This is a genomic window from Microbacterium sediminicola (assembly GCF_039531125.1).
GTDB lineage: Bacteria > Actinomycetota > Actinomycetes > Actinomycetales > Microbacteriaceae > Microbacterium > Microbacterium sediminicola.
This window is the reverse complement of record NZ_BAAAPL010000002.1, coordinates 987557-1009166: the sequence shown is the minus strand read 5'-3', so window position 1 is coordinate 1009166 and position 21610 is coordinate 987557. Positions and strand designations below refer to the sequence as shown.

Here is a 21610-nt window from a genome sequence, read left to right as displayed (position 1 = left end):
GTTACTTACCAGCCTTTCCGGCCTTGCGACGCACGACCTCGCCGGCGTAGCGGATGCCCTTGCCCTTGTACGGCTCGGGCTTGCGGATCTTGCGGATGTTTGCAGCCGTCTCGCCGACGGCCTGCTTGTCGATGCCGCTGACGGTGACCTTGTTGTTGCCCTCGACCGCGAAGGTGATGCCCGCGGGCGGGTCAACCAGGACCGGGTGCGAGAAGCCGAGCGCGAACTCGATCGAGCTGCCCTTCTGCGCGACGCGGTATCCGGTGCCGACGACCTCGAGGCCCTTGGAGTAGCCCTGGGTGACACCGATGATGTTGTTGGCGATCAGGGTGCGGGTCAGTCCGTGCAGCGAACGCGACTCGCGCTCGTCGTCGGGACGAGTGACCAGAACCTGGCCCTCGTCGACCTTGACCTCGATCGGGCGGGCGACGGTGAGCGTCAGCTCACCCTTCGGGCCCTTGACAGCGACATCCTGTCCGGCGACCTCGACGGTCACACCGGCGGGGATGTCGATGGGAAGACGTCCAATACGCGACATGTCAGATCACCACACGTAGGCGAGGACTTCCCCACCCACGCCCTTCTGCTCGGCCTGACGGTCCGTGAGAAGACCGGAGGAGGTGGACAGGATCGCGACGCCGAGGCCACCGAGGACGGTGGGGATCTCGGTCGACTTCGCGTAGACGCGGAGGCCGGGCTTCGAGACGCGCTTGATGCCGGCGATCGACCGCTCGCGGTTCGGACCGTACTTCAGGGTCAGCGTGAGGGTCTGGCCGACGCGGGCGTCCTCGACGGCCCACTCGGAGATGTAGCCCTCCTGCTTGAGGATGTCGGCGATGTGCGTCTTGAGCTTCGAGCTCGGCAGCGACACGGAGTCGTGGTGCGCCGAGTTCGCGTTGCGCAGACGGGTCAGCATGTCTGCGACCGGGTCTGTCATTGTCATGAGTGTTTCCTTCGTTCACCAGGTTTCGACGCCCGTTACACGAGCGGCGACCTGTGGTGGGGTGAGGGCCCGGGGTTCCGGGCCCTCCGGGGATCAGGCCTGCTGGTCGGCGCCGCGGAACGGGAAGCCGAGGTGACGCAGGAGTGCGCGACCTTCGTCATCGTTGGTCGCCGTGGTGACGATCGTGATGTCGAAACCGCGCACACGGTCGATCTTGTCCTGGTCGATCTCGTGGAACACGGACTGCTCCTGGAGACCGAAGGTGTAGTTGCCGTGACCGTCGAACTGCGTGGCCGAGAGACCGCGGAAGTCGCGGATACGGGGCAGGGCGAGGTTCACGAGGCGGTCGACGAACTCCCACGCGCGGTCACCGCGGAGGGTGACGTGGGCACCGATGGCCTGCCCCTCGCGCAGCTTGAACTGCGCGATGGACTTGCGTGCCTTGGTGACGATCGGCTTCTGGCCGGTGATCTTGGTGAGGTCATCGACCGCACCATCGATCACCTTGCTGTCGCGCGCAGCCTCACCGACACCGGTGTTGACGACGACCTTGACCAAGCCCGGGATCTGCATGACGTTGGCGTAGCCGAACTCGTCCTGCAGAGCCTTCTTGATCTCGGTGTTGTACTTCTGCTTCAGGCGGGGCTGGATCTTGCCAGCCTCCACAGCAGTGGCAGTGCTCATCAGAGGTCCTTACCTGACTTCTTCGCGTAGCGCACGCGAACCGTGCGCTTGACGCCGTCCTTGACCTGCTCCTCGACGCGGAACCCGACACGGGTCGGCTTCTTGGTCTCGGGGTCGACGATCTGGACGTTGGAGACGTGGATGGGGGCTTCGATCGTCTCGATGCCGCCGGTCTTGGTGCCGCGCTGGGACTGGCCGACGCGGACGTGCTTCTTCACGAAGTTCACACCCTCGACGATGACGCGATCCTGCTCGGGAAGGACCTCGAGGACCTTGCCCTGCTTGCCGCGGTCGCCGCCGCGCTCAGGCGTTGCGCCCGAGATGACCTGAACCAGGTCGCCCTTCTTGATGTTCGCCATGATCAGATCACCTCCGGTGCCAGCGAGACGATCTTCATGAACTTCTTGTCACGAAGCTCACGGCCGACAGGGCCGAAGATGCGGGTGCCGCGGGGCTCCCCGTCGTTCTTCAGGATGACGGCTGCGTTCTCGTCGAACTTGATGTACGACCCGTCCGTGCGGCGGGTCTGCTTCTTGGTGCGGACGACGACCGCCTTGACGACGTCGCCCTTCTTGACGTTTCCGCCGGGGATGGCATCCTTCACCGTCGCGACGATGATGTCTCCCAGACCCGCGTACCGACGGTTCGAACCGCCCAGCACGCGAATGGTCAACAGCTCCTTCGCGCCAGTGTTGTCCGCCACCTTGAGGCGGGACTCGTTCTGGATCACTTCTTACTCCTTGGGTTCCAAGCAGCCGGCGAGGCTTACTTGGCCTTCTCGAGGATCTCGACCAGGCGCCAGCGCTTGGTGGCGCTCAGCGGCCGGGTCTCGCTGATGAGGACGAGGTCGCCGATGCCGGCACTGTTCGTCTCGTCGTGGGCCTTCACCTTGGAGGTGCGGCGGATGACCTTGCCGTAGAGGGGGTGCTTCACGCGGTCCTCGACCTCGACGACGATGGTCTTGTCCATCTTGTCGCTGACGACGTAGCCGCGGCGCGCCTTGCGGTAGCCACGTGCGTTGGGGTCGCGCACGTCGTGCTCGGCGTGCTCGTGCCCGGCAGTGTCCTCGACGACTGCGTCAGCCTTCTTGCTTGCGGTGGCCATCACTCAGCCTCTTCCTTGGCGGCAGCGTCGTCCTCGGACTTCGCGGCCTTGGTCTTGCGCGCCTTGGTCGCCTTCTCGACGGGTGCGGGCGTGGCACGGATGCCCAGCTCGCGCTCGCGGATGACGGTGTAGAGCCGCGCGATGTCGCGCTTGACCGCACGGATGCGGCCGTGGCTCTCGAGCTGGCCGGTGGCCGACTGGAAGCGCAGGTTGAACAGCTCTTCCTTGGCCTTGCGCAGCTCCTCGACCAGACGCTGGTCTTCGAAGGTGTCCAGCTCGCTCGGGGCGAGCGTCTTGGTGCCGATCGCCATTACGCGTCGCCCTCCTCGCGCTTGATGATGCGTGCCTTGAGAGGCAGCTTGTGGATTGCACGGGTCAGGGCCTCACGAGCGAGTTCCTCGTTGACACCGGCGACCTCGAAGAGGACGCGACCCGGCTTGACGTTGGCGACCCACCACTCGGGGGAGCCCTTACCGGAACCCATGCGGGTTTCGGCCGGCTTCTTGGTGAGCGGACGGTCGGGGTAGATGTTGATCCACACCTTTCCACCACGCTTGATGTGACGGGTCATCGCGATACGAGCGGACTCGATCTGACGGTTGGTCACGTAAGCGGGGGTGAGCGCCTGGATGCCGAACTCACCGAACGACACCTTGGTGCCACCGGTGGCCTGGCCCGAGCGACCGGGGTGGTGCTGCTTGCGGTACTTGACCTTGCGGGGAATGAGCATTATGCCGACGCTCCTTCTGCGACCGGGGCCTCAGCGGCGCGGTTGTCGCGGCGGGGGCCACGACGGTCGCCACGCTCGCGTGCCGGCTTCTGGTTCGCCTGCTCGCGGGCCAGTTCCTTGTTGGTGAGGTCGCCCTTGTAGATCCAGACCTTCACGCCGATGCGGCCGAAGGTGGTCTTGGCCTCGTAGAAGCCGTAGTCGATGTTCGCGCGCAACGTGTGCAGGGGCACACGGCCTTCGCGGTAGAACTCCGACCGGCTCATCTCCGCGCCGCCGAGACGGCCCGACACCTGGATGCGGACACCCTTGGCGCCGGCGCGCTGAGCGCCCTGCAGACCCTTGCGCATCGCGCGACGGAACGCCACACGAGCAGAGAGCTGCTCGGCGATGCCCTGCGCGACCAGCTGAGCGTCGGCCTCGGGGTTCTTGACCTCGAGGATGTTCAGCTGGATCTGCTTGCCGGTGAGCTTCTCGAGGTCGGCGCGGATGCGCTCGGCCTCGGCGCCGCGGCGGCCGATCACGATACCCGGGCGGGCGGTGTGGATGTCGACGCGAACGCGGTCACGCGTGCGCTCGATCTCGATGTTGCTGACACCGGCACGGTCGAGCTGCGTCTTGAGCAGTCGACGGATCTTGATGTCCTCGGCGACGAAGTCGGCGTAACGCTGACCGGGCTTGGTCGAGTCCGAGAACCACCGCGACACGTGGTCGGTGGTGATGCCCAGGCGGAAGCCGTACGGGTTGACTTTCTGTCCCATTACTTGCTCGCCTTCTTGGTCTGGGAAGCGGACGCCTCAGCGACCTCGGGCGTCGAGAGGACGACCGTGATGTGGCTGGTGCGCTTCTTGATCTGGAAGGCGCGGCCCTGGGCGCGCGGCTGGAACCGCTTCAGGGTCGTTCCCTCATCGACGAACGCGTTCTTGACGAACAGCGTGCTCTCGTCGAGGTACTCGTTGGCAGCATCCGCCTTGACCTGAGCGTTGGCCATGGCCGAGGCGACGAGCTTGTAGATCGGCTCGCTCGCGCCCTGCGGGGCGAACTTCAGGATGGCGAGGGCCTCTTCGGCCTGCTTGCCCTTGATGAGCGCGACGACACGACGAGCCTTCTGAGGGGTCACGCGGATGTGTCGCACGCGGGCGATGGACTCCACCATTTCTCTCTCCTCTTGCGTCGCCTTAGCGGCGACGGCCCTTCTTGTCGTCCTTCTCGTGGCCGCGGAAGGTGCGGGTGGGCGCGAATTCGCCCAGCTTGTGGCCGACCATGGTCTCGGTCACGAACACGGGGATGTGCTTGCGACCGTCGTGCACGGCGATCGTGTGGCCCAGCATGGCCGGGATGATCATCGAGCGACGGGACCAGGTCTTGATGACGTTCTTGGAACCCGACTCGTTCTGCGAGACAACCTTGCGAAGCAGGTGCTCGTCGACGAAGGGGCCCTTCTTCAGACTGCGTGGCATCTTCTGTTCCTACCTACTTGCGCTTCTTGCCAGCCGTGCGGCGGCGAACGATGAGCTTGTCGCTCTCCTTGTTGGGGTGGCGGGTACGACCCTCGGCCTGGCCCCACGGAGTGACGGGATGACGTCCACCAGAGGTCTTGCCCTCACCACCACCGTGCGGGTGGTCGACCGGGTTCATCGCGACACCGCGGACGGTCGGGCGAACGCCCTTCCAGCGCATCCGGCCGGCCTTGCCCCAGTTGATGTTGGACTGCTCGGCGTTGCCGACCTCGCCGATCGTGGCGCGGCAGCGGGCGTCGACGTTGCGGATCTCACCCGAGGGGAGACGCAGCTGTGCGTACGGGCCGTCCTTGGCGACAAGGCGGACCGAAGCCCCTGCCGAGCGAGCCATCTTCGCGCCGCCACCGGGGCGCAGCTCGATGGCGTGCACGACGGTACCAGTCGGGATGTTGCGCAGCGGCAGGTTGTTGCCGGGCTTGATGTCGGCCGAGGGACCCGACTCGACGATGTCGCCCTGCTTGAGCTTCGCCGGCGCGAGGATGTAACGCTTCTCGCCGTCGAAGTAGTGCAGCAGCGCGATGCGGGCGGTGCGGTTGGGGTCGTACTCGATGTGAGCGACCTTGGCGTCCACGCCGTCCTTGTCGTTGCGACGGAAGTCGATCACGCGGTACTGGCGCTTGTGGCCACCACCGATGTGACGGGTCGTGATGCGACCCTGGTTGTTGCGGCCACCGGTCTTGGCGATCGGACGAAGGAGCGACTTCTCGGGCGTCGATCGGGTGATCTCAGCGAAGTCCGCCACCGACGAGCCGCGGCGACCGGGGGTCGTGGGCTTGTACTTGCGAATTGCCATGTCTGTTGTCCTCTATCCCGACGGTCAGCCGACGGCCGTGAAGATGTCGATGGTGCCCGACTTCAGCGTGACGATGGCGCGCTTGGTGTCCTTGCGCTTGCCCATGCCGAAGCGGGTGCGACGGGCCTTGCCGACGCGGTTGATCGTGTTGACGCCGGCCACCTTGACGCCGAAGATCTTCTCGATCGCGAGCTTGATCTCGGTCTTGGTCGCGCGGGGGTCCACGAGGAACGTGTACTTGCCCTCGTCGATGAGCGCGTAGCTCTTCTCGGAGACGACCGGCTTCAGGATGATGTCGCGCGGGTCCTTGTTGACGTTGCTCATGCCGAGACCTCCTCAGCGGCCGACTTCGAGGCGACGAACGCGTCGTAGGCGGCCTTGGTGAAGACGATGTCGTCCGAGACGAGCACGTCGTAGGCGTTGAGCTGGTCAAAGGTGAGCACGTGCACGTACGCGAGGTTGCGCACGCTCAGGATGCTCGCCTCGTCGTCACGGGTGACGACGACCAGCACGTTCTTCGTGGGCGCGATGGCCGACAGGACCGCAGCAGCGGTCTTGGTCGACGGAGCACCCTCGATGCCGAACGAGTCCACGATGTGGAGACGCTCGCCGCGGGCGCGGTCGCTGAGGGCTCCGAGAAGCGCGGCAGCGATCATCTTCTTGGGGGTGCGCTGGGCGTAATCGCGCGGCTTCGGGCCGTGGACGATGCCACCACCGGTCATGTGCGGTGCGCGGATCGAACCCTGACGGGCGTTACCCGTGCCCTTCTGCTTGAAGGGCTTGCGGCCGGCACCCGAAACCTCACCGCGACGCTTGGTCGAGTGGGTTCCCTGGCGAGCCGCGGCGCGCTGCGCCACGACCACCTGGTGGATGAGCGGGATGTTCGTCTTGACGTCGAAGAGCGCGGCGGGCAGCTCCACGGAGCCGGCCTTCTTGCCGTCGGCCTTCACGACGTCGAGCGCGAGAGTCGAGTCAGCCATGTTCAGGCACCCTTCACTGCGTTGCGGACGTAGACGACACGACCACGGGCACCGGGAACGGCGCCCTTGACCAGGAGGAGGCCCTTGTCGGCATCCACGGCGTGGATCGTGAGGTTCAGGACGGTCACGCGCTCGCCACCCATACGGCCGGCCATGCGCATGCCCTTGAAGACGCGGCTCGGGGTCGACGATGCGCCGATCGAACCGGGCTTGCGGTGGTTGCGGTGCGCACCGTGCGAGGCGGAGACGCCCTTGAAGTTGTGGCGCTTCATGACACCCGCGGTGCCCTTGCCCTTGCTGGTGCCGACGACGTCGACCAGCTGGCCGGCCTCGAACGTGCCCTCGGCGGTGAGCTCCTGACCGAGTGAGTAGTCAGCAGCATCCGCCGTGCGCACCTCGGTGAGGTGGCGACGCGGGGTGACGCCCGCGGCCTCGAAGTGGGCCGTGAGGGGCTGGTTCACCTTGCGGGGGTCGATCTTGCCGGCCGCGATCTGCACGGCGCTGTAGCCGTCCTTCTCGGGCGTGCGCACCTGGGTGACCACGTTGGGGGCCACCTCGATGACGGTGACGGGAACGAGCTTGCCGTTCTCGTCCCAGACCTGGGTCATGCCGAGCTTGGTGCCCAGCAGACCCTTGGAAACCTTTTCGTTGATGTGTGCCATGGTCGACGTCCTCAGAGCTTGATCTCGATGTTGACGTCAGCCGGCAGGTCAAGGCGCATCAGCGAGTCGACGGCCTTGGGCGTCGGGTCGATGATGTCGATCAGACGCTTGTGGGTGCGCATCTCGAAGTGCTCGCGGCTGTCCTTGTACTTGTGGGGCGACCGGATGACGCACACGACGTTCTTCTCGGTCGGAAGCGGCACCGGGCCGACGACGGTCGCACCGGCGCGGGTCACGGTGTCGACGATCTTGCGCGCCGAGCTGTCGAGCCCCGCGTGATCGTACGACTTCAGGCGAATGCGGATCTTCTGTCCCGCCATAGTCTTCTCACTCTCTCTCGCGTCGTACCTCGGCTGCCTCCGACCGATTCGGGGGCACGGGCATTGGACGCACCGTGGCGCTTGCGCGCCGTGGCACTTCATTCCGCTGCTGCGGATGCTGCACCGCTGTTTTCGTGTCAATCCGGATGCCGGGGCATCCGGCCACACAGTCGCGCGCACGCGCGCCACCCTGATGTCACGACCGAGGTCGTGCCACAGCGCCTCTGCTCATCGCAGCGTCTGTGTGGGAACTGTTCTGCCACCCGCGGCCTAGACCCACGCTCTCGCGCGTTCTATGCACTGCCCTGGTGGTGATCCGGGCGCACGCGAATGCGCACCGGAATGTGGAACCTGACTAGTCTACGTGCATCCCGGGCGTGTCGCAAACTCGCACCGGGGATTCTCGGGTACGCGTCTTCCCCACGCGAGTTGCACCTCCCCCACCCGAGTTGCACCTCCCCCACGCGAGCTGCACGTCATCGATGCGCGTGCGCGCTGCATCCACTGTGCTCAGCGCTCTGCACGGCGCAAGGCGGGGTAGACGCGGATGCTCCGCAAGAACGCCACGAACGCATCGAACGTCTGCATCTTCTCGAATCCCCACCGATGGCATTGCCAACCCGTCACTTCCCGAATCCGGTTCTCCCGCTCCCGCTGGTCTGCCAGGATGCCGTCCCGATCGCGCTCTCCCACGATGCGTGCATCCGAGTACTTCACCTCGCCGTCGAATTCCCCCCATAGCCCGAGCTCCGGCCACGCGAAATCCAACATCGCGTACCTGCCGTCTCCGAGTTCGATGCGGTACTGGAGGTGAGGTGGCATGAGGTCGAGCTGCATCATCCATAGTCGGCTCACGCTCTCGCCAGGAAGCTGCGCGCGCCCGTCGGCGAACGCTGTCACGAATCTCGCTTGAATGATCCCCCGCGCGCCCGCGTGCGACAAAACCCGGTGGCGTACCTGCGCACGGAATTCCTCGGCCGCAGGGTAGTCATACTCGTTCGCATCGGCATCCCATGCCACCAAACGCAGTGCCGCATCGAAGCACGCGACGGCAGCTTCGAGCGACTCCGTCCTGATGACGTCGTACACGGTTCGGTCGAGGCAGGTCACGCGCATCCCGTCGCGCACGACAATCTCGTCATCCCGCAGCGGTGCGAAATGCCACTTCGTGTCTGCTCTGCTTTGCCGCGGATGCGCGCCGTGACGTGTCATGGAAACGCGATCGGACCGCACTCGGTAGAGCGGAAGTGCGTGGAGGGCGGCAGCGGTGGCGTGCGACCACACGCCGGCGTCCGCGCGTCGTCGCCGCTGAACGGCTTGTGCGCGAGTGCGAAGTCGGCCCTCCGCGAAGAGCTCATCCCAATCAGATGCAAGCACGAGGGCGCCTGGACGGATCAGCGTGAAGTGCTCTCTTGCTACACCACGCAGTGGAAGACCACAGCCTGCATCCGAAGGCGCATGTGTCGGTGTGGGCGCGTGTCGATCGACCATGCGCACCAATCTGCACACGCGAGAGGCGCTCAGTCGCCAGGCGTCACGTTGTCGCCGAAAGCCCCACTGCGGCGGGCGGTGGGGAGGAGCCCCTGCTCATGAATCGCGGAGCCCACTCGGCGACGTGAGGTGCAACTCGCGCGGAGGACGTGCAACTCGCGCGAAGGACGTGCAACTCGCGGAGGGGGGAATGGAGGAAGCCCCCGCACCGAAGTGCGGGGGCTTCCTCCTGAAGCGTTGAGGTGCTTAGACCGTCTGGCGCTCGCGACGAGCCGCGAAGACGGTGACCAGCACACCACCGAGCAGCAGCACGCCGCCGCCGATCCAGACGCCGAGCATCGAGCCCGCGTCGAAGCCGGTGCTGGCGATGGCCGCGGTGATCGTGACAGAAACGGAGGTAGCACCCTGGGTGCCGACCAGCGTGTAGGTGCCGGTCGCGTCGGTCGGAAGCGTGACGGTGACGGTCTCGCCCGCAGCCTTCGACACGGAAGCCGAGGTGACAGCGGTCTTCACCGCAGCGATGTTGGCGCCGGTGATGCCCTCACCGGTCAGCGTGTAGGTCACCGTTCCGGTGGTGAACTCCTCGAACAGGAACGTCGCCGAGCCACCCTGCGGGATGGTCGTGCTGGTCCCGCCCGAGGGGACAGGGGTGTACGCCATGGCGGCCGTCGGCGCAGCGACAAGCGCCACGACCGCGATGACGACCGCGGCGATCTTGGTGCGGAGGCTCTTCATGATGGTTCTCCCCGAAGAAGTTGGATGTGTGATGTGCAGTTGTCTCACGAGGTGCGTCGTCTCTTCGACGACTCCCTCTTCGTATGTGTCGACCCGACGTCGACGTGTGCACGTGGAAAAACACCAGCGTGGGAGCCGCCCTCGCTCTTCCCGTGCATTCAGGTTACACACAGGCATGGCGCATGACCAAACGCCTTCAGGCGGTCCCAGCCAAACTTCACTGTCTAGAAACATGCACGATCATGCACAGAGGGGCCGTCCGCGCGATGCGGACGACCCCTCTGTGACAGGGTGCGAAGCCTTACTTCAGGATCTTCGTGACCGTGCCGGCGCCGACGGTGCGGCCACCCTCACGGATAGCGAAGCCGAGGCCCTCCTCCATGGCGATCGGCTGGATCAGCTCGACCGTCATGTCGGTGGTGTCACCGGGCATGACCATCTCGGTGCCCTCGGGCAGCGTGATGACACCGGTGACGTCGGTGGTGCGGAAGTAGAACTGCGGACGGTAGTTCGTGAAGAACGGGTTGTGACGTCCACCCTCATCCTTGGACAGGATGTACGCGGTGCCCTCGAAGTTGGTGTGAGGGGTGACCGAACCGGGCTTGACGACGACCTGACCGCGCTCGACGTCCTCGCGCTTGGTACCGCGCAGGAGCAGACCACAGTTCTCGCCGGCCCATGCCTCGTCGAGCTGCTTGTGGAACATCTCGATACCGGTGACCGTGGTCTTCTGCGTCGGGCGGATGCCGACGATCTCGACCTCGGAGTTGATGGCCAGGGTGCCACGCTCGGCGCGGCCGGTGACGACCGTGCCACGACCGGTGATGGTGAAGACATCCTCGATGGGCATGAGGAACGGCTTGTCCTTGTCACGCACCGGGTCGGGGATCGACTCGTCGACGGCGTCCATGAGCTCGACGATCGCGTCGACCCACTTCTCGTCACCCTCAAGAGCCTTCAGGCCCGAGACGCGGATGACGGGCGCGTTGTCGCCGTCGAAGTCCTGCGAGCTGAGCAGCTCGCGAACCTCGAGCTCGACGAGCTCCAGGATCTCCTCGTCGTCGACCATGTCGGACTTGTTCAGCGCGACGAGCAGGTAGGGGACGCCGACCTGCTTGGCGAGCAGAACGTGCTCACGCGTCTGAGCCATCGGGCCGTCAGTGGCGGCGACGACCAGGATCGCGCCGTCCATCTGAGCAGCACCGGTGATCATGTTCTTGATGTAGTCAGCGTGACCGGGGGCGTCGACGTGTGCGTAGTGACGCTTCGGGGTCTCGTACTCGACGTGCGAGATGTTGATCGTGATACCACGCTGACGCTCTTCGGGAGCCGAGTCGATCGACGCGAAGTCACGCTGCACGTTGGTGGCCGACGGGTACTTGTCGGCGAGCACCTTCGAGATGGCTGCGGTAAGCGTCGTCTTGCCGTGGTCGACGTGACCGATCGTTCCGATGTTCACGTGCGGCTTGGTCCGCTCGAACTTGGCCTTAGCCACTGGGTCCTCCTCAGGACGGTCGTGTAGAAGCTCCGGGCACTGGTTTGCGACCGGTCTTCTACGGGGATGTCTCTCAGTCTAGATGAGAGGGTGTGTGTGTTTCTGGTGTGAAGTTGTGAGCCAGGCGTGGATGCCAAGGCGTGCGCCCCGGCATCCGGGCGATCACTCGCCCTTGGTCTTCTGGACGATCTCGTCGGCGACGGCCTTGGGGACCTCGGCGTAGCTGTCGAACTCCATCGAGTAGACCGCGCGACCCGAGGTCTTCGAGCGCAGGTCACCGATGTAGCCGAACATCTCCGACAGCGGGACCAGAGCACGGACGACCTTGACGCCGGCAGCGTCCTCCATCGTCTGGATCTGGCCGCGACGCGAGTTCAGGTCGCCGATGACGTCACCCATGTACTCCTCGGGCGTACGGACCTCGACCGCCATGAGCGGCTCGAGGATGACGGGCCCGGCCTTGCGGACGGCCTCCTTGAAGCCCATGGAACCAGCGATCTTGAATGCCATCTCCGAGGAGTCGACGTCGTGCGAGGCGCCGTCGTTCAGGGTGGCCTTGATGCCGACCATGGGGTAGCCGGCGAGGACACCCACGTTCATCGCGTCCTGGAAGCCCTGGTTGGTCGGCTCGATGTACTCGCGCGGGATGCGGCCACCGGTGACCTTGTTCTCGAACTCGTAGATCTTGTCGGCCGTGACTTCCATGGGCTCGATCGCGAACTGGATCTTCGCGAACTGGCCGGAACCACCGGTCTGCTTCTTGTGGGTGTAGTCGTGACGCTCGACGGTCTTCTTGATCGTCTCGCGGTAGGCCACCTGGGGCTTGCCGACGTTGGCCTCGACCTTGAACTCGCGCTTCATGCGGTCCACGAGGATGTCGAGGTGCAGCTCGCCCATGCCCTTGATGACGGTCTGACCGGTCTCGGCGTTCTGCTCGACGCGGAACGTCGGGTCCTCTTCGGCGAGCTTCTGGATGGCGACACCCAGCTTCTCCTGGTCGGCCTTGGTCTTGGGCTCGATGGCGACCTCGATGACCGGCTCCGGGAAGGTCATCGACTCGAGGACGACCTGGTTGTCGGCATCCGAGAGGGTGTCACCGGTGGTGGTGTCCTTCAGACCGATGACCGCGTAGATGTGACCGGCGGTGACCGAGTCGACCGGGTTCTCCTTGTTCGCGTGCATCTGGAAGATCTTGCCCACGCGCTCCTTCTTGCCCTTCGTGGAGTTCACGACGGCAGAGCCGGAGTCGAGGTGACCCGAGTAGACGCGGATGTAGGTCAGGCGGCCGAAGAACGGGTGCGAGACGACCTTGAACGCGAGGGCCGCGAAGGGCTCCTCACGGTCGGCGTGACGCTCGATGACGATCTCTTCGTCCTTGGGGTCGTGCGCCTCGATCGAGGGCACGTCCAGGGGCGAGGGGAGGTAGTCGATGACCGCGTCGAGCATCGGCTGCACACCGCGGTTCTTGAAGGCCGAGCCGCAGAGCACCGGGTAGGCGTCGCCGGCGATCGTCATCTTGCGGATGGCGCCCTTGATCTCTTCGGGGGTGAGCTCCTCGCCGCCGAAGTACTTCTCCAGCAGCGCGTCGTCGGTCTCGGCGACGGCCTCGAGAAGCTTCTCGCGGTACTCCTCGACCTTGTCGAGCATGTCGGCCGGGATCTCCTGGATCTCGTACTTGGCGCCCATGGTCACGTCACCCTTGGCGTCGCCGGGCCAGACCAGAGCGCGCTTGTAGATGAGGTCGATGACGCCGACGAAGTCGTTCTCGGCACCGATCGGCAGCTGCAGGACCAGCGGGGTGGCCTTCAGACGGTTGATGATCGTGTCGACCGTGAAGTAGAAGTCCGCGCCGAGCTTGTCCATCTTGTTGACGAAGCAGATGCGGGGGACGTTGTACTTGTCGGCCTGACGCCACACGGTCTCGGACTGGGGCTCGACGCCCTCCTTGCCGTCGAACACGGCGACGGCACCGTCGAGGACGCGGAGCGAACGCTCCACCTCGACCGTGAAGTCCACGTGACCGGGGGTGTCGATGATGTTGATCTGGTTGTTCTCCCAGAAGCAGGTCACCGCCGCCGAGGTGATCGTGATGCCACGCTCCTGCTCCTGCTCCATCCAGTCGGTGGTGGCAGCGCCGTCGTGGGTCTCGCCGATCTTGTGGTTGACACCCGTGTAGAAGAGGATGCGCTCGGTCGTCGTCGTCTTGCCGGCATCGATGTGGGCCATGATGCCGATGTTGCGGACCTTCTTGAGGTCGGTGAGCACTTCTTGTGCCACGGGGTGTCCTTTTCTTGTGGAGCGGAGCAGGGTGTCTCAGCCTCGTCGTTCGCGGGGCGACCGGATTCTACGGCCGCCCCGCGAACGGAACGAGACGAAACGGATTTACCAGCGGTAGTGAGCGAACGCGCGGTTCGACTCGGCCATCTTGTGGGTGTCCTCGCGGCGCTTGACCGCGGCACCCAGGCCGTTCGAGGCGTCCAGGATCTCGTTCTGCAGGCGCTCGGTCATCGTCTTCTCACGACGACCCTTGGCGTAGCTGACGAGCCAGCGCAGCGCCAGCGTGTTCGCGCGGTGCGGCTTGACCTCGACGGGCACCTGATAGGTCGAACCGCCGACGCGGCGGCTCTTGACCTCGAGGGTGGGGCGCACGTTGTCGAGCGCCTTCTTGAGGGTGGCGACGGCATCCTGGCCGTTCTTCGACTCGACGCCCTCGAGGGCGCCGTAGACGATCGACTCGGCGAGCGACTTCTTGCCGTCGATGAGGATCTTGTTGACCAGCTGGGTCACGATGGGGGCACCGTAGACCGGGTCGTTGACGACGATGCGCTTGGGCGCGGGACCTTTACGAGGCATCTGGCTCAGCCCTTCTTCGCGCCGTAGCGACTACGGGCCTGCTTGCGGTTCTTGACGGCCTGGGTGTCCAGGGCGCCGCGAACGATCTTGTAGCGGACACCGGGGAGGTCCTTCACACGACCGCCGCGGACGAGCACGAGCGAGTGCTCCTGCAGGTTGTGGCCTTCACCGGGGATGTACGCGGTGACCTCGGTGCCGTTGCGGAGCTTGACACGGGCGACCTTGCGCATCGCCGAGTTCGGCTTCTTGGGCGTGGTGGTGTAGACGCGGGTGCAGACCCCGGCCTGCTGCGGGTTCGACTTCAGTGCGGGTGCCTTGGTCTTGCTGACCTTGGGCGACCGACCCTTGCGAACCAACTGCTGAATAGTTGGCACTTCTTCTCCTCGTTTGTGCTGCACGGTGACAGCGTTCGTGTCTCCCCCGGCGCAGGCTGATCATTGCTGATCGTTTCGCGTCGGGCTCACGTGGACCCGCCCGCGTGACAGGATGTCTGACACGCTCGTGGGGCGGATATGCCGTGGGGGTGGCCTGTTCACAGACCCTTCCCTGAGAAGTGCATCCGCTCGACTTGCTCCCTGCCTGGGCACGGCGCAAGGCGCGCGCGGACGCACACCCGATCAATGATACGCGGCGTGCGGCACAAGGGTCAAACGTGGGGCGCAGCGCCCCGCCTGCGGATGCCGATCCCCACGCCGAGAATGATCAGACCGAGCGACACCGCGCCCGTCGCCGACCAGACGACCGGCGTCATGTCGGCCGGACCGGTCGCCGGGAGTGACCCGCCACCGCCCGACGAACTGCCCGCGACCGTGATCGGCACCCAACCGATCAGTGAGCCGTCCGCGCCACTCACCGCGAGCCGATGCGACCCCGGCAGAAGCGTCGACGGCACCGTGAACGTCGCCGTCCCCGTCATCCCCGTCCACACCCATTGCGTCGCGGCGGGGGAAGAGAAGAACCAGCCGTACACCCACGACCGGGCCGGCAGACCCGACACCGACACGTCGTCCCCCGGCTGAACGGAACCTGTCGGCCCCGTCAGACCGCCCCGGTCGCCGTCGGTGAGGTCGTCGGCGCTCGGCGCGGTCGGGGGCGCCACCGGCTCGGGCGTGATGTCCGTCTCCGTCGATACCGACGAGCGCGGTCCGAGGTCCGCGTCGTCGTTGAACGCCGTCACCCGGATCTCGTACGACGTCTCGGGCGTGAGGTCGTCAAAGGTGACGGATGTCGTACCCGCGGGCTCGGTGAACAGCTCGGTCGTCCCCCCACCCAGGATCTCCACCTGGTATCCGGCTGCCGCTCGCATGTCGTCCCATTCGACGGTGAGTGTCGTCGAGGTGACACCGGTCAGCCTGAGGTTTTCCACCGCGCCCACCGGCAGCGCGCCGAGCAAGTCTTCCGCGTTGATGAGACCGGCGCCGAACACATACTGATCGGCGTAACCGACGCTCGAGTAGGGATTGGTCAGCGGGTGCGCGGTCACCCGTGCGATGTCGACCAGGTCATCCCACGACGTCCCCGGAGCGTACTGCCGCGCGAGCGCGAATACGGCCCCGGCGTTAGGCGTCGCCGCGGAGGTGCCCTTGAACGTGTAGCCGGTCACGCCGTCGATGTCGACCTCGGGACCGAGGACGACACTCGTGACGACGCCGTCGATGGATGCGATCGTCGGAACGTTCACCGGGAGTGGCTCGGTGAGCGGCGCGGAGGGCGTCGTGCTGCCGGGATCGACGATCTCGAATGCGCGGACTCCCGGCCCGAGCGAGCTGAACGTCTCGACCGTCGAGGTGTCGGTGGAATCGACCGCCGCGATCGACATGCCGTAGCCCGCCGCGTCGTGGCCCCACGCGATGGGTCCCACCACATCGTCTCCGGCGCTCGTGTCATAGGCGCGGGCGAGGAGGTTGCCGCCGTCGTTCTCATTCCACCCCAGCCACAGCGCCGGTGTGGGATATGTCGGCGACACCGCCGTTCGCACGACCACAACCTCGAAATACGTGTTGATGTCGAGATCGTCGTCATAGTCTGCGTACGCGACCGGCCGCGTCGCGTCGGTCTGCGTGGTCTCACCCTGGAACGTGAAGGCCTCATCCTCGTAGAGGTAGAACTGCACGGTGAATCTGCTGCGCACGTCGTTGATCGGTTCCGCCCAACTGATCATGGCGCTCGCGGAATACTCGGACGCGCCGAGCAGCCACTGATCGAACGGAACCTCGCCCTCGCCCGGGTCGAAGTCGAGACAATCGACGACGGTGTCCGCCCCCTGCGGGGTCTGGACCCACTCGGGACACTCCATCGGACGGTACGCTGCGGTTCGCCAGCCTGCGATCGGCAGACCCGCGCTCTCGCCGCCCTCGGCGCCGACGACGTTCGCGTTGAAGATCTCGGTGAGGTAGAGCACGCCGTACTCGCGTTGCACCTTGTCGATCGCCCACGCGACGACGTCAGCCTGGAAGTACGGCTCCGTCGAATAGATGACGTCGTCCACGATGATGTCCGCACCGGCCTCGGCGAGGTCGAGAATCGCCTGCGCCATGGCCGTCGGGCTCTCGCCCGCCGCCGCGAACATGAGCTCTGAGGCCGGTGCCACGCCGTGAATGAGCTGTGCCATGGCCCGTCCCTCATCGGACATCGATGTCGTCGCATCACGCAGCACGTCCACCGGCGTGTCCCACCCACACGGGTTTCCAGGCCCGGGGAGCAGGCCGGCCACAACATCGTCGGCAGCGGAGGTGGGCGTGGTCAACGTCGCGAACGAGTCCGAGATCACACCGACCGACACGCCGGACCCATCCACGCCGAAGCGCTCCCTGGCCGCTGACGACCCGAGCGGGCCATCGGCTTGCACCGGGAGGCTGCGGCAGGACTCCTCGCCCATTTCGGCTGCCATCAGAGCCGTCGCCGTGTCGGCTGCGCGCGCGTGGGCGCTGAGCCCAGTACCGCTGGTCTGCGCAGCGAGGTCGGGGACGACCGCGGTGACCCCGGTCATGCGCTCGACCTCGTCCAACGTTGCCGGATCCAGATACGCCGTGACCGCGGGGGTGAAGGAGTACTGAGCCGTCACCGTCCCCTGGGCTTCCAGTGCGCTCAGCTGGGCGTCCGTGGGCATGGCCGAAAAACGCACCGTCACCGACAGTCGACCCTCGTCGTCGAACTGCAGACTCCCGGCGCCGCCCACGCTCATGCCCAGCGCTGCCGCGAGCGCCGTGGGGCTCGAGTCGATGAGCGCCGCCGCTGCGATTTTGTCAGCGAGCACAGCTGTCGCGCCGTCCGCCTCGTCACCGCTCGCAGCACTCGCCGGGAGGACGCCACCGAACATCACGGCCAGCGTCGCGACAGCCACCAGCGCGACTTTCGGAACGGCAGCGCGACGACGTCGGGGGGTGGGCGGAAGCTGCATCGACGATCACTCCAGACACATCGGTCTTCTCTGTGACGTGACCCGACGTCACGAGCGCGTCCCATCGCGCCTGGAACGGCACCCTATCGAATGTCTATGACGCCCGGATGTCCCGGCATCGGTGGCTGTCGGGACGCGTCAGCGGATGTCGCGTGTGAGCCGCAGATCCAGATCGCCCAAGAGCAGCCGTTCGGTCGCGAGCGTCTCGACCCCGGGCTTGAGTTCTGTCTCGACCCCGCGGGAGGACACCACCACGACGCCGTTCGTCGAGCCGAGGTCGGTCACGAACCACTGTTCGCCGCGCAGTTCGAGGCGCGCGTGCGTCTTCGACACGGTCGGGTCCTCCAACGTGATGAGCATGGCGTCGCTGCGTCCGGGGTCGGGTGCGGGATGCCGACCGAGGATCACCATCGTCGAGAGCAGCTCGAACTTCTCGCCGGTCCGCGTGGCAAGGGTCCACCTCGGCCGGTTGCGAGACGCGAGCACGGTCATTTCCACATCGTCGGGGAGGTCCGCAGCGAAAGCGGCAGCAGCCGATGCTGCGGGGGCCCGGACCGGGGCATCCGCGTCCTGCTCGATGTCGGACGAGGGCTCGCTGCCGTCGTCATCCGCTTCGACGGCCTCACGCACCGGAGGCACCACCGGGTCGTCGGTCAGTCGGCTCGGACCAGACCTCGCCGACACCGGAGCGGGCGCACCCGTCACCGCGCCGGTGACCTCATCGGTGATCTCCGAGGCGAACTCCAGCCCGGTCGCACCGGTCTGCACGGGGCGCACCGACGGGGCAGGCGCAAACACCTGGATCGGCGCCGTCGGGGCCGATCCCGCCCCCGAGGGCGAGGGCCCGGCATCGCCCAGCACACCCGGTTCCGGCTCGGCCGTTGCCTCGTCGACGACCGGAGGCGCAAACGGCGACGTCACCGGACGAGGGGCCGGCGGCGGAGCGGCGGCGGACCGCGTCGCCGGCTCCGCCGGGGCGGATGCCGCAACCGTCGACCGTACGGAGGGCTCGTACGCGGCGTCCGCGAACAGATCCTCGAAAACCAGCGTGTTGCGAGAACTGCGACGAGGTCCCTCCTGCCGGCCGATCCAGGTCGCCGGCCCGAAGCCCAGAACCGTCGCCCAGATCGGGAACAGGAGCGCGGCGAGGACGGTCATCCCCCCGCCGTAACCGAAGGCGACGTTGACGCGGTGGGCCGCCACGATCATCAGCACCCACAGTGCGATGCCACCGAGCACCGGGACAAGGACGATCGACACCCACCACCCGGAGATCCCGGCGATGCTCAGCAGTCGCGCGATGTTGAGGAACGGCACCCAGGCCATCCACCGCCCGCCCCCGGACTTCGCGAACACCGCACCGAGCGCCAAGGCGCACCACACGTACAGCGCCAGGGTGACGACGAGACCCGGCACGAAGAGGAGGAACGTCGTCGAAGAGGAGGCTCCATCGAGCATGGACCCACCCTACTTGCGTGGATCAGGCGTCGAGGGTGTCGCGGGGATCGAACGGCGCGTCCAACGACCGGGTCAGTTCGTCCAAGAGCAGCGCGATCTGCGGCTCGACGTACTCCCCCACCCCCTCCTGGATGCGGAGGCGATGGCGGAGAAGAATCGTGCACACTTCGCGCCCGACCATGTTCGCGTAGTCGTCCGCAAGCCCGACCTCTTGTCGCAACGCCGACTTCGCCTCATCGCTGAGCGGAGGGAGCGCCGGAATCTCAGCGTCAGCTTCGTCCGCCATGCCGGAGATAGTGAAGAGGAACGGCGCGCCCGGCACCGGTTCGGGATCCATCGGAAGCCCTTCGAACTCCGGCTCGAGTCCCTCCGCGGGCCGATAGCTGCGGGAGCGATTACGGGCCGCCTGATGGTCGAGCTCGGTCTGCAGCATCGGCAGATTCTGCGACGTGTAGGTCGCGACGGCGCGATCGACGATCGTCTTTATGCGCGTCGAGAGCCCGTGCTGCACGCCGTGTGGGACATCCGAGCCCAGCCCCGCCGCCGAGAGCACGGGCGACCCGAAACAGCGGCGGCACGGCGCTACCCGACCCCGATGCGTTGCCGGTTCCCACCGGGGAAGCCAGCGCAGCCAGGCGTCGACGGCCTGACTCACCTCGGTCTCGAGCGAGCGCTCCATTCGACAACGGTAACGCCGCGCCGCCCGGAAACCCAGGGCCGACGCGGCGTTACCGTCGATGAATCTCAGTATTGGTGCAGCTGGGGACCCGCCTCGAGCGTGCGCTCGTACTCCCGGCGCGCTTCGACATTGAGCTCGGTCATGCGCTTGCCGCGCGCGGCGACCCAGGCGCCGAACCAGATCGTCAGCTCACGACCGACGATGAAGGAGGCGATCGCCAGCGGCGTGAACAGCTCGGCCTCCACGAGGTCCGCGCCCTGCGATGCTGTGAGCTGCCAGAACGGGGCAGTGAACAGGACGCCCAGAAGGTGGCCGCCGTAGGAGGAGACACCGACCAGGAGACCGAAAATGACCCAACCGGCCCACCGGCCGCGGTTGATGATCGCGCCCAACAGCCAGAAGGCGATGAAGAACACCACGACCGGCACCCACAGGGTCCAGGTGGTCACGACCGACAGCAGCCCGGTGCCGATCGAGTCGACCGTCACCGTCCCCTGCACCAGAGCGATGACCAGCCAGGCAGCGAGGTACAGCACCGCGAAGGAGAGCGCGGCCAGCAGGCCGATGGCCCCCGCAGCGGCGCGGTTTCCGCGCGGAAGAGGTGCCTCGGGGGCCTGCACGAAGATCGGCTGCGGTGCGTAGCCGGGTTCGCTCGCCGTGACGATGGGAGCTGCGACGGCTGCCGCAGCTGCGGTTTCGGCGACGGGCGCGTCGGCGGCGACGCTCTCTTCGACGACGACGGTCTCAGCCCGACCGGCAGCCTCGGCATCCGCGAGGCTTTCACGGGCGCTGCCGACGACGTCGTCGACCGGGGGCTCTTCGGCGACAGGTTCCCCGACGGCATCGGGGGCAGGCGCCGCCTCGGCGACAGGTTCGGGCGCGGGAGTCGGCTCGGGCTCCGCGGGTGCGGCGGCCTCTTCGACCGGCGCCGCCTCGGGCTCGATCGCGGCACTCTCGACGGTCTCCTCCGCGGGCGCGGCGGGCGTCTCGACCTGCTCGTCTTCGATGGGCTTGTCGTCACTCATCGGATACTCCTCCCGAGGGGCATGTCCCCGGCTCGCACACTACCTCGCCGATCGGCTCTGGTCGGGATGGCGTGCCGCATCACGCCGCACTCGTGTGTCGCGGCATTCGCGCGCACCGGATTCAGCCCCACAGATAGGCGACGAGACGGTCGTTGTAGGTGTCCGGCTGCCAGCCGGACTCGACCGTCGACACCCAGAGGTTCCCCGCGACGACCTGGTATTCGCTGCCCGCGTCAGACTCCCCCGTGCACGTCAGCACGTCGTCGTTCTGGGCGCAGCTGAACCCCTGTCCCGCGAGCGATGCCTCGGCGAGGCCGGCTGACCCGTCGCCGACGGCGGCGAAGGTCGTCACGACCTCCCCGCTGCCGTTGCTCCACCGGCACGTGCGCGCCGCTGTCGGCGCCAAGGCGTCGACGAGCCCGGCCACGGCGGTGACGGGACGCTCTTCGGTCTGGGTGAGGATGACATCCGCCGACCAGGTGAGTTCATTCCAGAGCCCCGCGGGATACAGCTCGCGGCAGTCCACGGCCGTGGCATCCAGCCCGTCGATCGCTCGCACTTGCGGCTCTTCTGAGGCGGCGAGGTAGGTGCCGGCGTTCTCGGCGGTGCCCGAGGCCCACCCGATCACCATCGGCACGGCGGGAATCGCAAACCACACCAGGGCGCCGACGATGCCCGCGATGATCACGAGGAACGGGACGGCCACCCGCCAATCGCGTCCGCTCGAACTCGCCATGCGCC

At 66.5% G+C, this 21610-nt stretch carries 27 protein-coding genes; all 27 read right to left on the bottom strand.

All coding sequences use genetic code 11. The annotated features are described in order from the left end of the window. Position 1 precedes the first annotated feature (1 nt). On the bottom strand, positions 2 to 538 hold the full coding sequence (gene rplF / locus ABD206_RS13365; protein ID WP_344073421.1) for a 50S ribosomal protein L6: 537 nt from the start codon (positions 536 to 538) through the stop codon (positions 2 to 4). 6 nt (positions 539 to 544) lie between these two features. Then, a complete protein-coding gene (rpsH, locus tag ABD206_RS13360; protein ID WP_344073420.1) occupies positions 545 to 943 on the bottom strand; it encodes a 30S ribosomal protein S8 in 399 nt (132 codons plus the stop codon). 93 nt (positions 944 to 1036) lie between these two features. After that, positions 1037 to 1627, bottom strand: coding sequence for a 50S ribosomal protein L5 (gene rplE, locus ABD206_RS13355; protein WP_344073418.1), 591 nt, complete (start codon positions 1625 to 1627; stop codon positions 1037 to 1039). Beyond that, on the bottom strand, positions 1627 to 1986 hold the full coding sequence (rplX, locus tag ABD206_RS13350) for a 50S ribosomal protein L24 (RefSeq protein ID WP_344073416.1): 360 nt from the start codon (positions 1984 to 1986) through the stop codon (positions 1627 to 1629). Before rplX ends, rplE begins: the two co-directional genes overlap by 1 nt. Positions 1987 to 1988: 2 nt before the next feature. Continuing rightward, positions 1989 to 2357, bottom strand: coding sequence for a 50S ribosomal protein L14 (rplN, locus tag ABD206_RS13345; protein ID WP_344073414.1), 369 nt, complete (start codon positions 2355 to 2357; stop codon positions 1989 to 1991). A gap of 35 nt (positions 2358 to 2392) precedes the next feature. Then, a complete protein-coding gene (gene rpsQ, locus ABD206_RS13340; RefSeq protein WP_344073412.1) occupies positions 2393 to 2731 on the bottom strand; it encodes a 30S ribosomal protein S17 in 339 nt (112 codons plus the stop codon). Further along, complete coding sequence (gene rpmC / locus ABD206_RS13335) at positions 2731 to 3042, bottom strand: 50S ribosomal protein L29 (RefSeq protein WP_344073410.1); 312 nt, start codon at positions 3040 to 3042, stop codon at positions 2731 to 2733. Before rpmC ends, rpsQ begins: the two co-directional genes overlap by 1 nt. Then, complete coding sequence (gene rplP, locus ABD206_RS13330; RefSeq protein WP_018171451.1) at positions 3042 to 3461, bottom strand: 50S ribosomal protein L16; 420 nt, start codon at positions 3459 to 3461, stop codon at positions 3042 to 3044. The genes rpmC and rplP overlap by 1 nt, the downstream gene beginning before the upstream one ends. Beyond that, a complete protein-coding gene (gene rpsC / locus ABD206_RS13325) occupies positions 3461 to 4219 on the bottom strand; it encodes a 30S ribosomal protein S3 (RefSeq protein WP_344073408.1) in 759 nt (252 codons plus the stop codon). The genes rplP and rpsC overlap by 1 nt, the downstream gene beginning before the upstream one ends. Continuing rightward, entirely contained in the window at positions 4219 to 4614 is a 396-nt protein-coding gene (gene rplV, locus ABD206_RS13320; RefSeq protein WP_344073405.1) for a 50S ribosomal protein L22, read from the bottom strand. The genes rpsC and rplV overlap by 1 nt, the downstream gene beginning before the upstream one ends. A 22-nt stretch (positions 4615 to 4636) precedes the next feature. Beyond that, positions 4637 to 4918 (bottom strand): 30S ribosomal protein S19, encoded by a 282-nt coding sequence (gene rpsS, locus ABD206_RS13315; RefSeq protein WP_194423760.1) that lies wholly within the window; start codon positions 4916 to 4918, stop codon positions 4637 to 4639. A 13-nt stretch (positions 4919 to 4931) separates the two neighbouring features. Next, complete coding sequence (gene rplB / locus ABD206_RS13310) at positions 4932 to 5771, bottom strand: 50S ribosomal protein L2 (protein WP_344073401.1); 840 nt, start codon at positions 5769 to 5771, stop codon at positions 4932 to 4934. Between the two features lie 24 nt (positions 5772 to 5795). Beyond that, complete coding sequence (gene rplW / locus ABD206_RS13305) at positions 5796 to 6095, bottom strand: 50S ribosomal protein L23 (RefSeq protein WP_344073399.1); 300 nt, start codon at positions 6093 to 6095, stop codon at positions 5796 to 5798. Next, positions 6092 to 6751, bottom strand: a complete 660-nt coding sequence (rplD, locus tag ABD206_RS13300) for a 50S ribosomal protein L4 (RefSeq protein WP_344073397.1) — start codon at positions 6749 to 6751, stop codon at positions 6092 to 6094. The genes rplW and rplD overlap by 4 nt, the downstream gene beginning before the upstream one ends. Before the next feature lie 2 nt (positions 6752 to 6753). Next, a complete protein-coding gene (rplC, locus tag ABD206_RS13295) occupies positions 6754 to 7413 on the bottom strand; it encodes a 50S ribosomal protein L3 (RefSeq protein WP_344073394.1) in 660 nt (219 codons plus the stop codon). An 11-nt stretch (positions 7414 to 7424) separates the two neighbouring features. Beyond that, positions 7425 to 7733 carry a 30S ribosomal protein S10 gene (gene rpsJ, locus ABD206_RS13290; protein WP_013584016.1) on the bottom strand — a complete coding sequence of 103 codons (309 nt, stop codon included), beginning with the start codon at positions 7731 to 7733 and terminating at the stop codon, positions 7425 to 7427. A gap of 510 nt (positions 7734 to 8243) precedes the next feature. Further along, positions 8244 to 8945 carry a hypothetical protein gene (locus tag ABD206_RS13285; RefSeq protein WP_344073392.1) on the bottom strand — a complete coding sequence of 234 codons (702 nt, stop codon included), beginning with the start codon at positions 8943 to 8945 and terminating at the stop codon, positions 8244 to 8246. Between the two features lie 525 nt (positions 8946 to 9470). Further along, complete coding sequence (locus ABD206_RS13280; RefSeq protein ID WP_344073390.1) at positions 9471 to 9959, bottom strand: hypothetical protein; 489 nt, start codon at positions 9957 to 9959, stop codon at positions 9471 to 9473. A gap of 301 nt (positions 9960 to 10260) precedes the next feature. Further along, complete coding sequence (gene tuf / locus ABD206_RS13275) at positions 10261 to 11454, bottom strand: elongation factor Tu (protein WP_344073388.1); 1194 nt, start codon at positions 11452 to 11454, stop codon at positions 10261 to 10263. Positions 11455 to 11616: 162 nt separating this feature from the next. Beyond that, the gene (gene fusA / locus ABD206_RS13270; RefSeq protein ID WP_344073387.1) at positions 11617 to 13731 is read right to left on the bottom strand and encodes an elongation factor G; all 2115 of its coding nucleotides are present in this window, start codon (positions 13729 to 13731) and stop codon (positions 11617 to 11619) included. 105 nt (positions 13732 to 13836) lie between these two features. After that, the gene (gene rpsG / locus ABD206_RS13265; RefSeq protein WP_344073385.1) at positions 13837 to 14307 is read right to left on the bottom strand and encodes a 30S ribosomal protein S7; all 471 of its coding nucleotides are present in this window, start codon (positions 14305 to 14307) and stop codon (positions 13837 to 13839) included. A gap of 5 nt (positions 14308 to 14312) precedes the next feature. Next, positions 14313 to 14681 (bottom strand): 30S ribosomal protein S12, encoded by a 369-nt coding sequence (rpsL, locus tag ABD206_RS13260; protein WP_013584051.1) that lies wholly within the window; start codon positions 14679 to 14681, stop codon positions 14313 to 14315. A 272-nt stretch (positions 14682 to 14953) separates the two neighbouring features. Beyond that, positions 14954 to 17707: a fibronectin type III domain-containing protein gene (locus ABD206_RS13255; protein WP_344073383.1), complete on the bottom strand. Its 2754-nt coding sequence runs from the start codon at positions 17705 to 17707 to the stop codon at positions 14954 to 14956. A gap of 138 nt (positions 17708 to 17845) precedes the next feature. Continuing rightward, positions 17846 to 19165, bottom strand: coding sequence for a DUF5684 domain-containing protein (locus ABD206_RS13250; RefSeq protein ID WP_344073380.1), 1320 nt, complete (start codon positions 19163 to 19165; stop codon positions 17846 to 17848). 22 nt (positions 19166 to 19187) lie between these two features. Continuing rightward, entirely contained in the window at positions 19188 to 19844 is a 657-nt protein-coding gene (locus tag ABD206_RS13245; protein WP_344073378.1) for a spermidine/putrescine ABC transporter substrate-binding protein, read from the bottom strand. 65 nt (positions 19845 to 19909) lie between these two features. Then, positions 19910 to 20869: an ABC transporter gene (locus ABD206_RS13240; RefSeq protein ID WP_344073376.1), complete on the bottom strand. Its 960-nt coding sequence runs from the start codon at positions 20867 to 20869 to the stop codon at positions 19910 to 19912. Between the two features lie 121 nt (positions 20870 to 20990). After that, a complete protein-coding gene (locus ABD206_RS13235; protein ID WP_344073374.1) occupies positions 20991 to 21605 on the bottom strand; it encodes a hypothetical protein in 615 nt (204 codons plus the stop codon). Positions 21606 to 21610 lie beyond the last annotated feature (5 nt).

Coding starts and splice junctions, on each gene's coding strand:
- rplF (WP_344073421.1), bottom strand. CDS start 538: ATGTCGCGTATTGGACGTCTTCCCATCGACATCCCCGCCGGTGTGACC.
- rpsH (WP_344073420.1), bottom strand. CDS start 943: ATGACAATGACAGACCCGGTCGCAGACATGCTGACCCGTCTGCGCAAC.
- rplE (WP_344073418.1), bottom strand. CDS start 1,627: ATGAGCACTGCCACTGCTGTGGAGGCTGGCAAGATCCAGCCCCGCCTG.
- rplX (WP_344073416.1), bottom strand. CDS start 1,986: ATGGCGAACATCAAGAAGGGCGACCTGGTTCAGGTCATCTCGGGCGCA.
- rpsQ (WP_344073412.1), bottom strand. CDS start 2,731: ATGGCCACCGCAAGCAAGAAGGCTGACGCAGTCGTCGAGGACACTGCC.
- rpmC (WP_344073410.1), bottom strand. CDS start 3,042: ATGGCGATCGGCACCAAGACGCTCGCCCCGAGCGAGCTGGACACCTTC.
- rplP (WP_018171451.1), bottom strand. CDS start 3,461: ATGCTCATTCCCCGCAAGGTCAAGTACCGCAAGCAGCACCACCCCGGT.
- rpsC (WP_344073408.1), bottom strand. CDS start 4,219: ATGGGACAGAAAGTCAACCCGTACGGCTTCCGCCTGGGCATCACCACC.
- rplV (WP_344073405.1), bottom strand. CDS start 4,614: ATGGTGGAGTCCATCGCCCGCGTGCGACACATCCGCGTGACCCCTCAG.
- rpsS (WP_194423760.1), bottom strand. CDS start 4,918: ATGCCACGCAGTCTGAAGAAGGGCCCCTTCGTCGACGAGCACCTGCTT.
- rplB (WP_344073401.1), bottom strand. CDS start 5,771: ATGGCAATTCGCAAGTACAAGCCCACGACCCCCGGTCGCCGCGGCTCG.
- rplW (WP_344073399.1), bottom strand. CDS start 6,095: ATGAGCAACGTCAACAAGGACCCGCGCGACATCATCCTGAAGCCGGTC.
- rplD (WP_344073397.1), bottom strand. CDS start 6,751: ATGGCTGACTCGACTCTCGCGCTCGACGTCGTGAAGGCCGACGGCAAG.
- rplC (WP_344073394.1), bottom strand. CDS start 7,413: ATGGCACACATCAACGAAAAGGTTTCCAAGGGTCTGCTGGGCACCAAG.
- rpsJ (WP_013584016.1), bottom strand. CDS start 7,733: ATGGCGGGACAGAAGATCCGCATTCGCCTGAAGTCGTACGATCACGCG.
- ABD206_RS13285 (WP_344073392.1), bottom strand. CDS start 8,945: ATGACACGTCACGGCGCGCATCCGCGGCAAAGCAGAGCAGACACGAAG.
- ABD206_RS13280 (WP_344073390.1), bottom strand. CDS start 9,959: ATGAAGAGCCTCCGCACCAAGATCGCCGCGGTCGTCATCGCGGTCGTG.
- rpsG (WP_344073385.1), bottom strand. CDS start 14,307: ATGCCTCGTAAAGGTCCCGCGCCCAAGCGCATCGTCGTCAACGACCCG.
- ABD206_RS13255 (WP_344073383.1), bottom strand. CDS start 17,707: ATGCAGCTTCCGCCCACCCCCCGACGTCGTCGCGCTGCCGTTCCGAAA.
- ABD206_RS13250 (WP_344073380.1), bottom strand. CDS start 19,165: ATGCTCGATGGAGCCTCCTCTTCGACGACGTTCCTCCTCTTCGTGCCG.
- ABD206_RS13245 (WP_344073378.1), bottom strand. CDS start 19,844: ATGGAGCGCTCGCTCGAGACCGAGGTGAGTCAGGCCGTCGACGCCTGG.
- ABD206_RS13240 (WP_344073376.1), bottom strand. CDS start 20,869: ATGAGTGACGACAAGCCCATCGAAGACGAGCAGGTCGAGACGCCCGCC.
- ABD206_RS13235 (WP_344073374.1), bottom strand. CDS start 21,605: ATGGCGAGTTCGAGCGGACGCGATTGGCGGGTGGCCGTCCCGTTCCTC.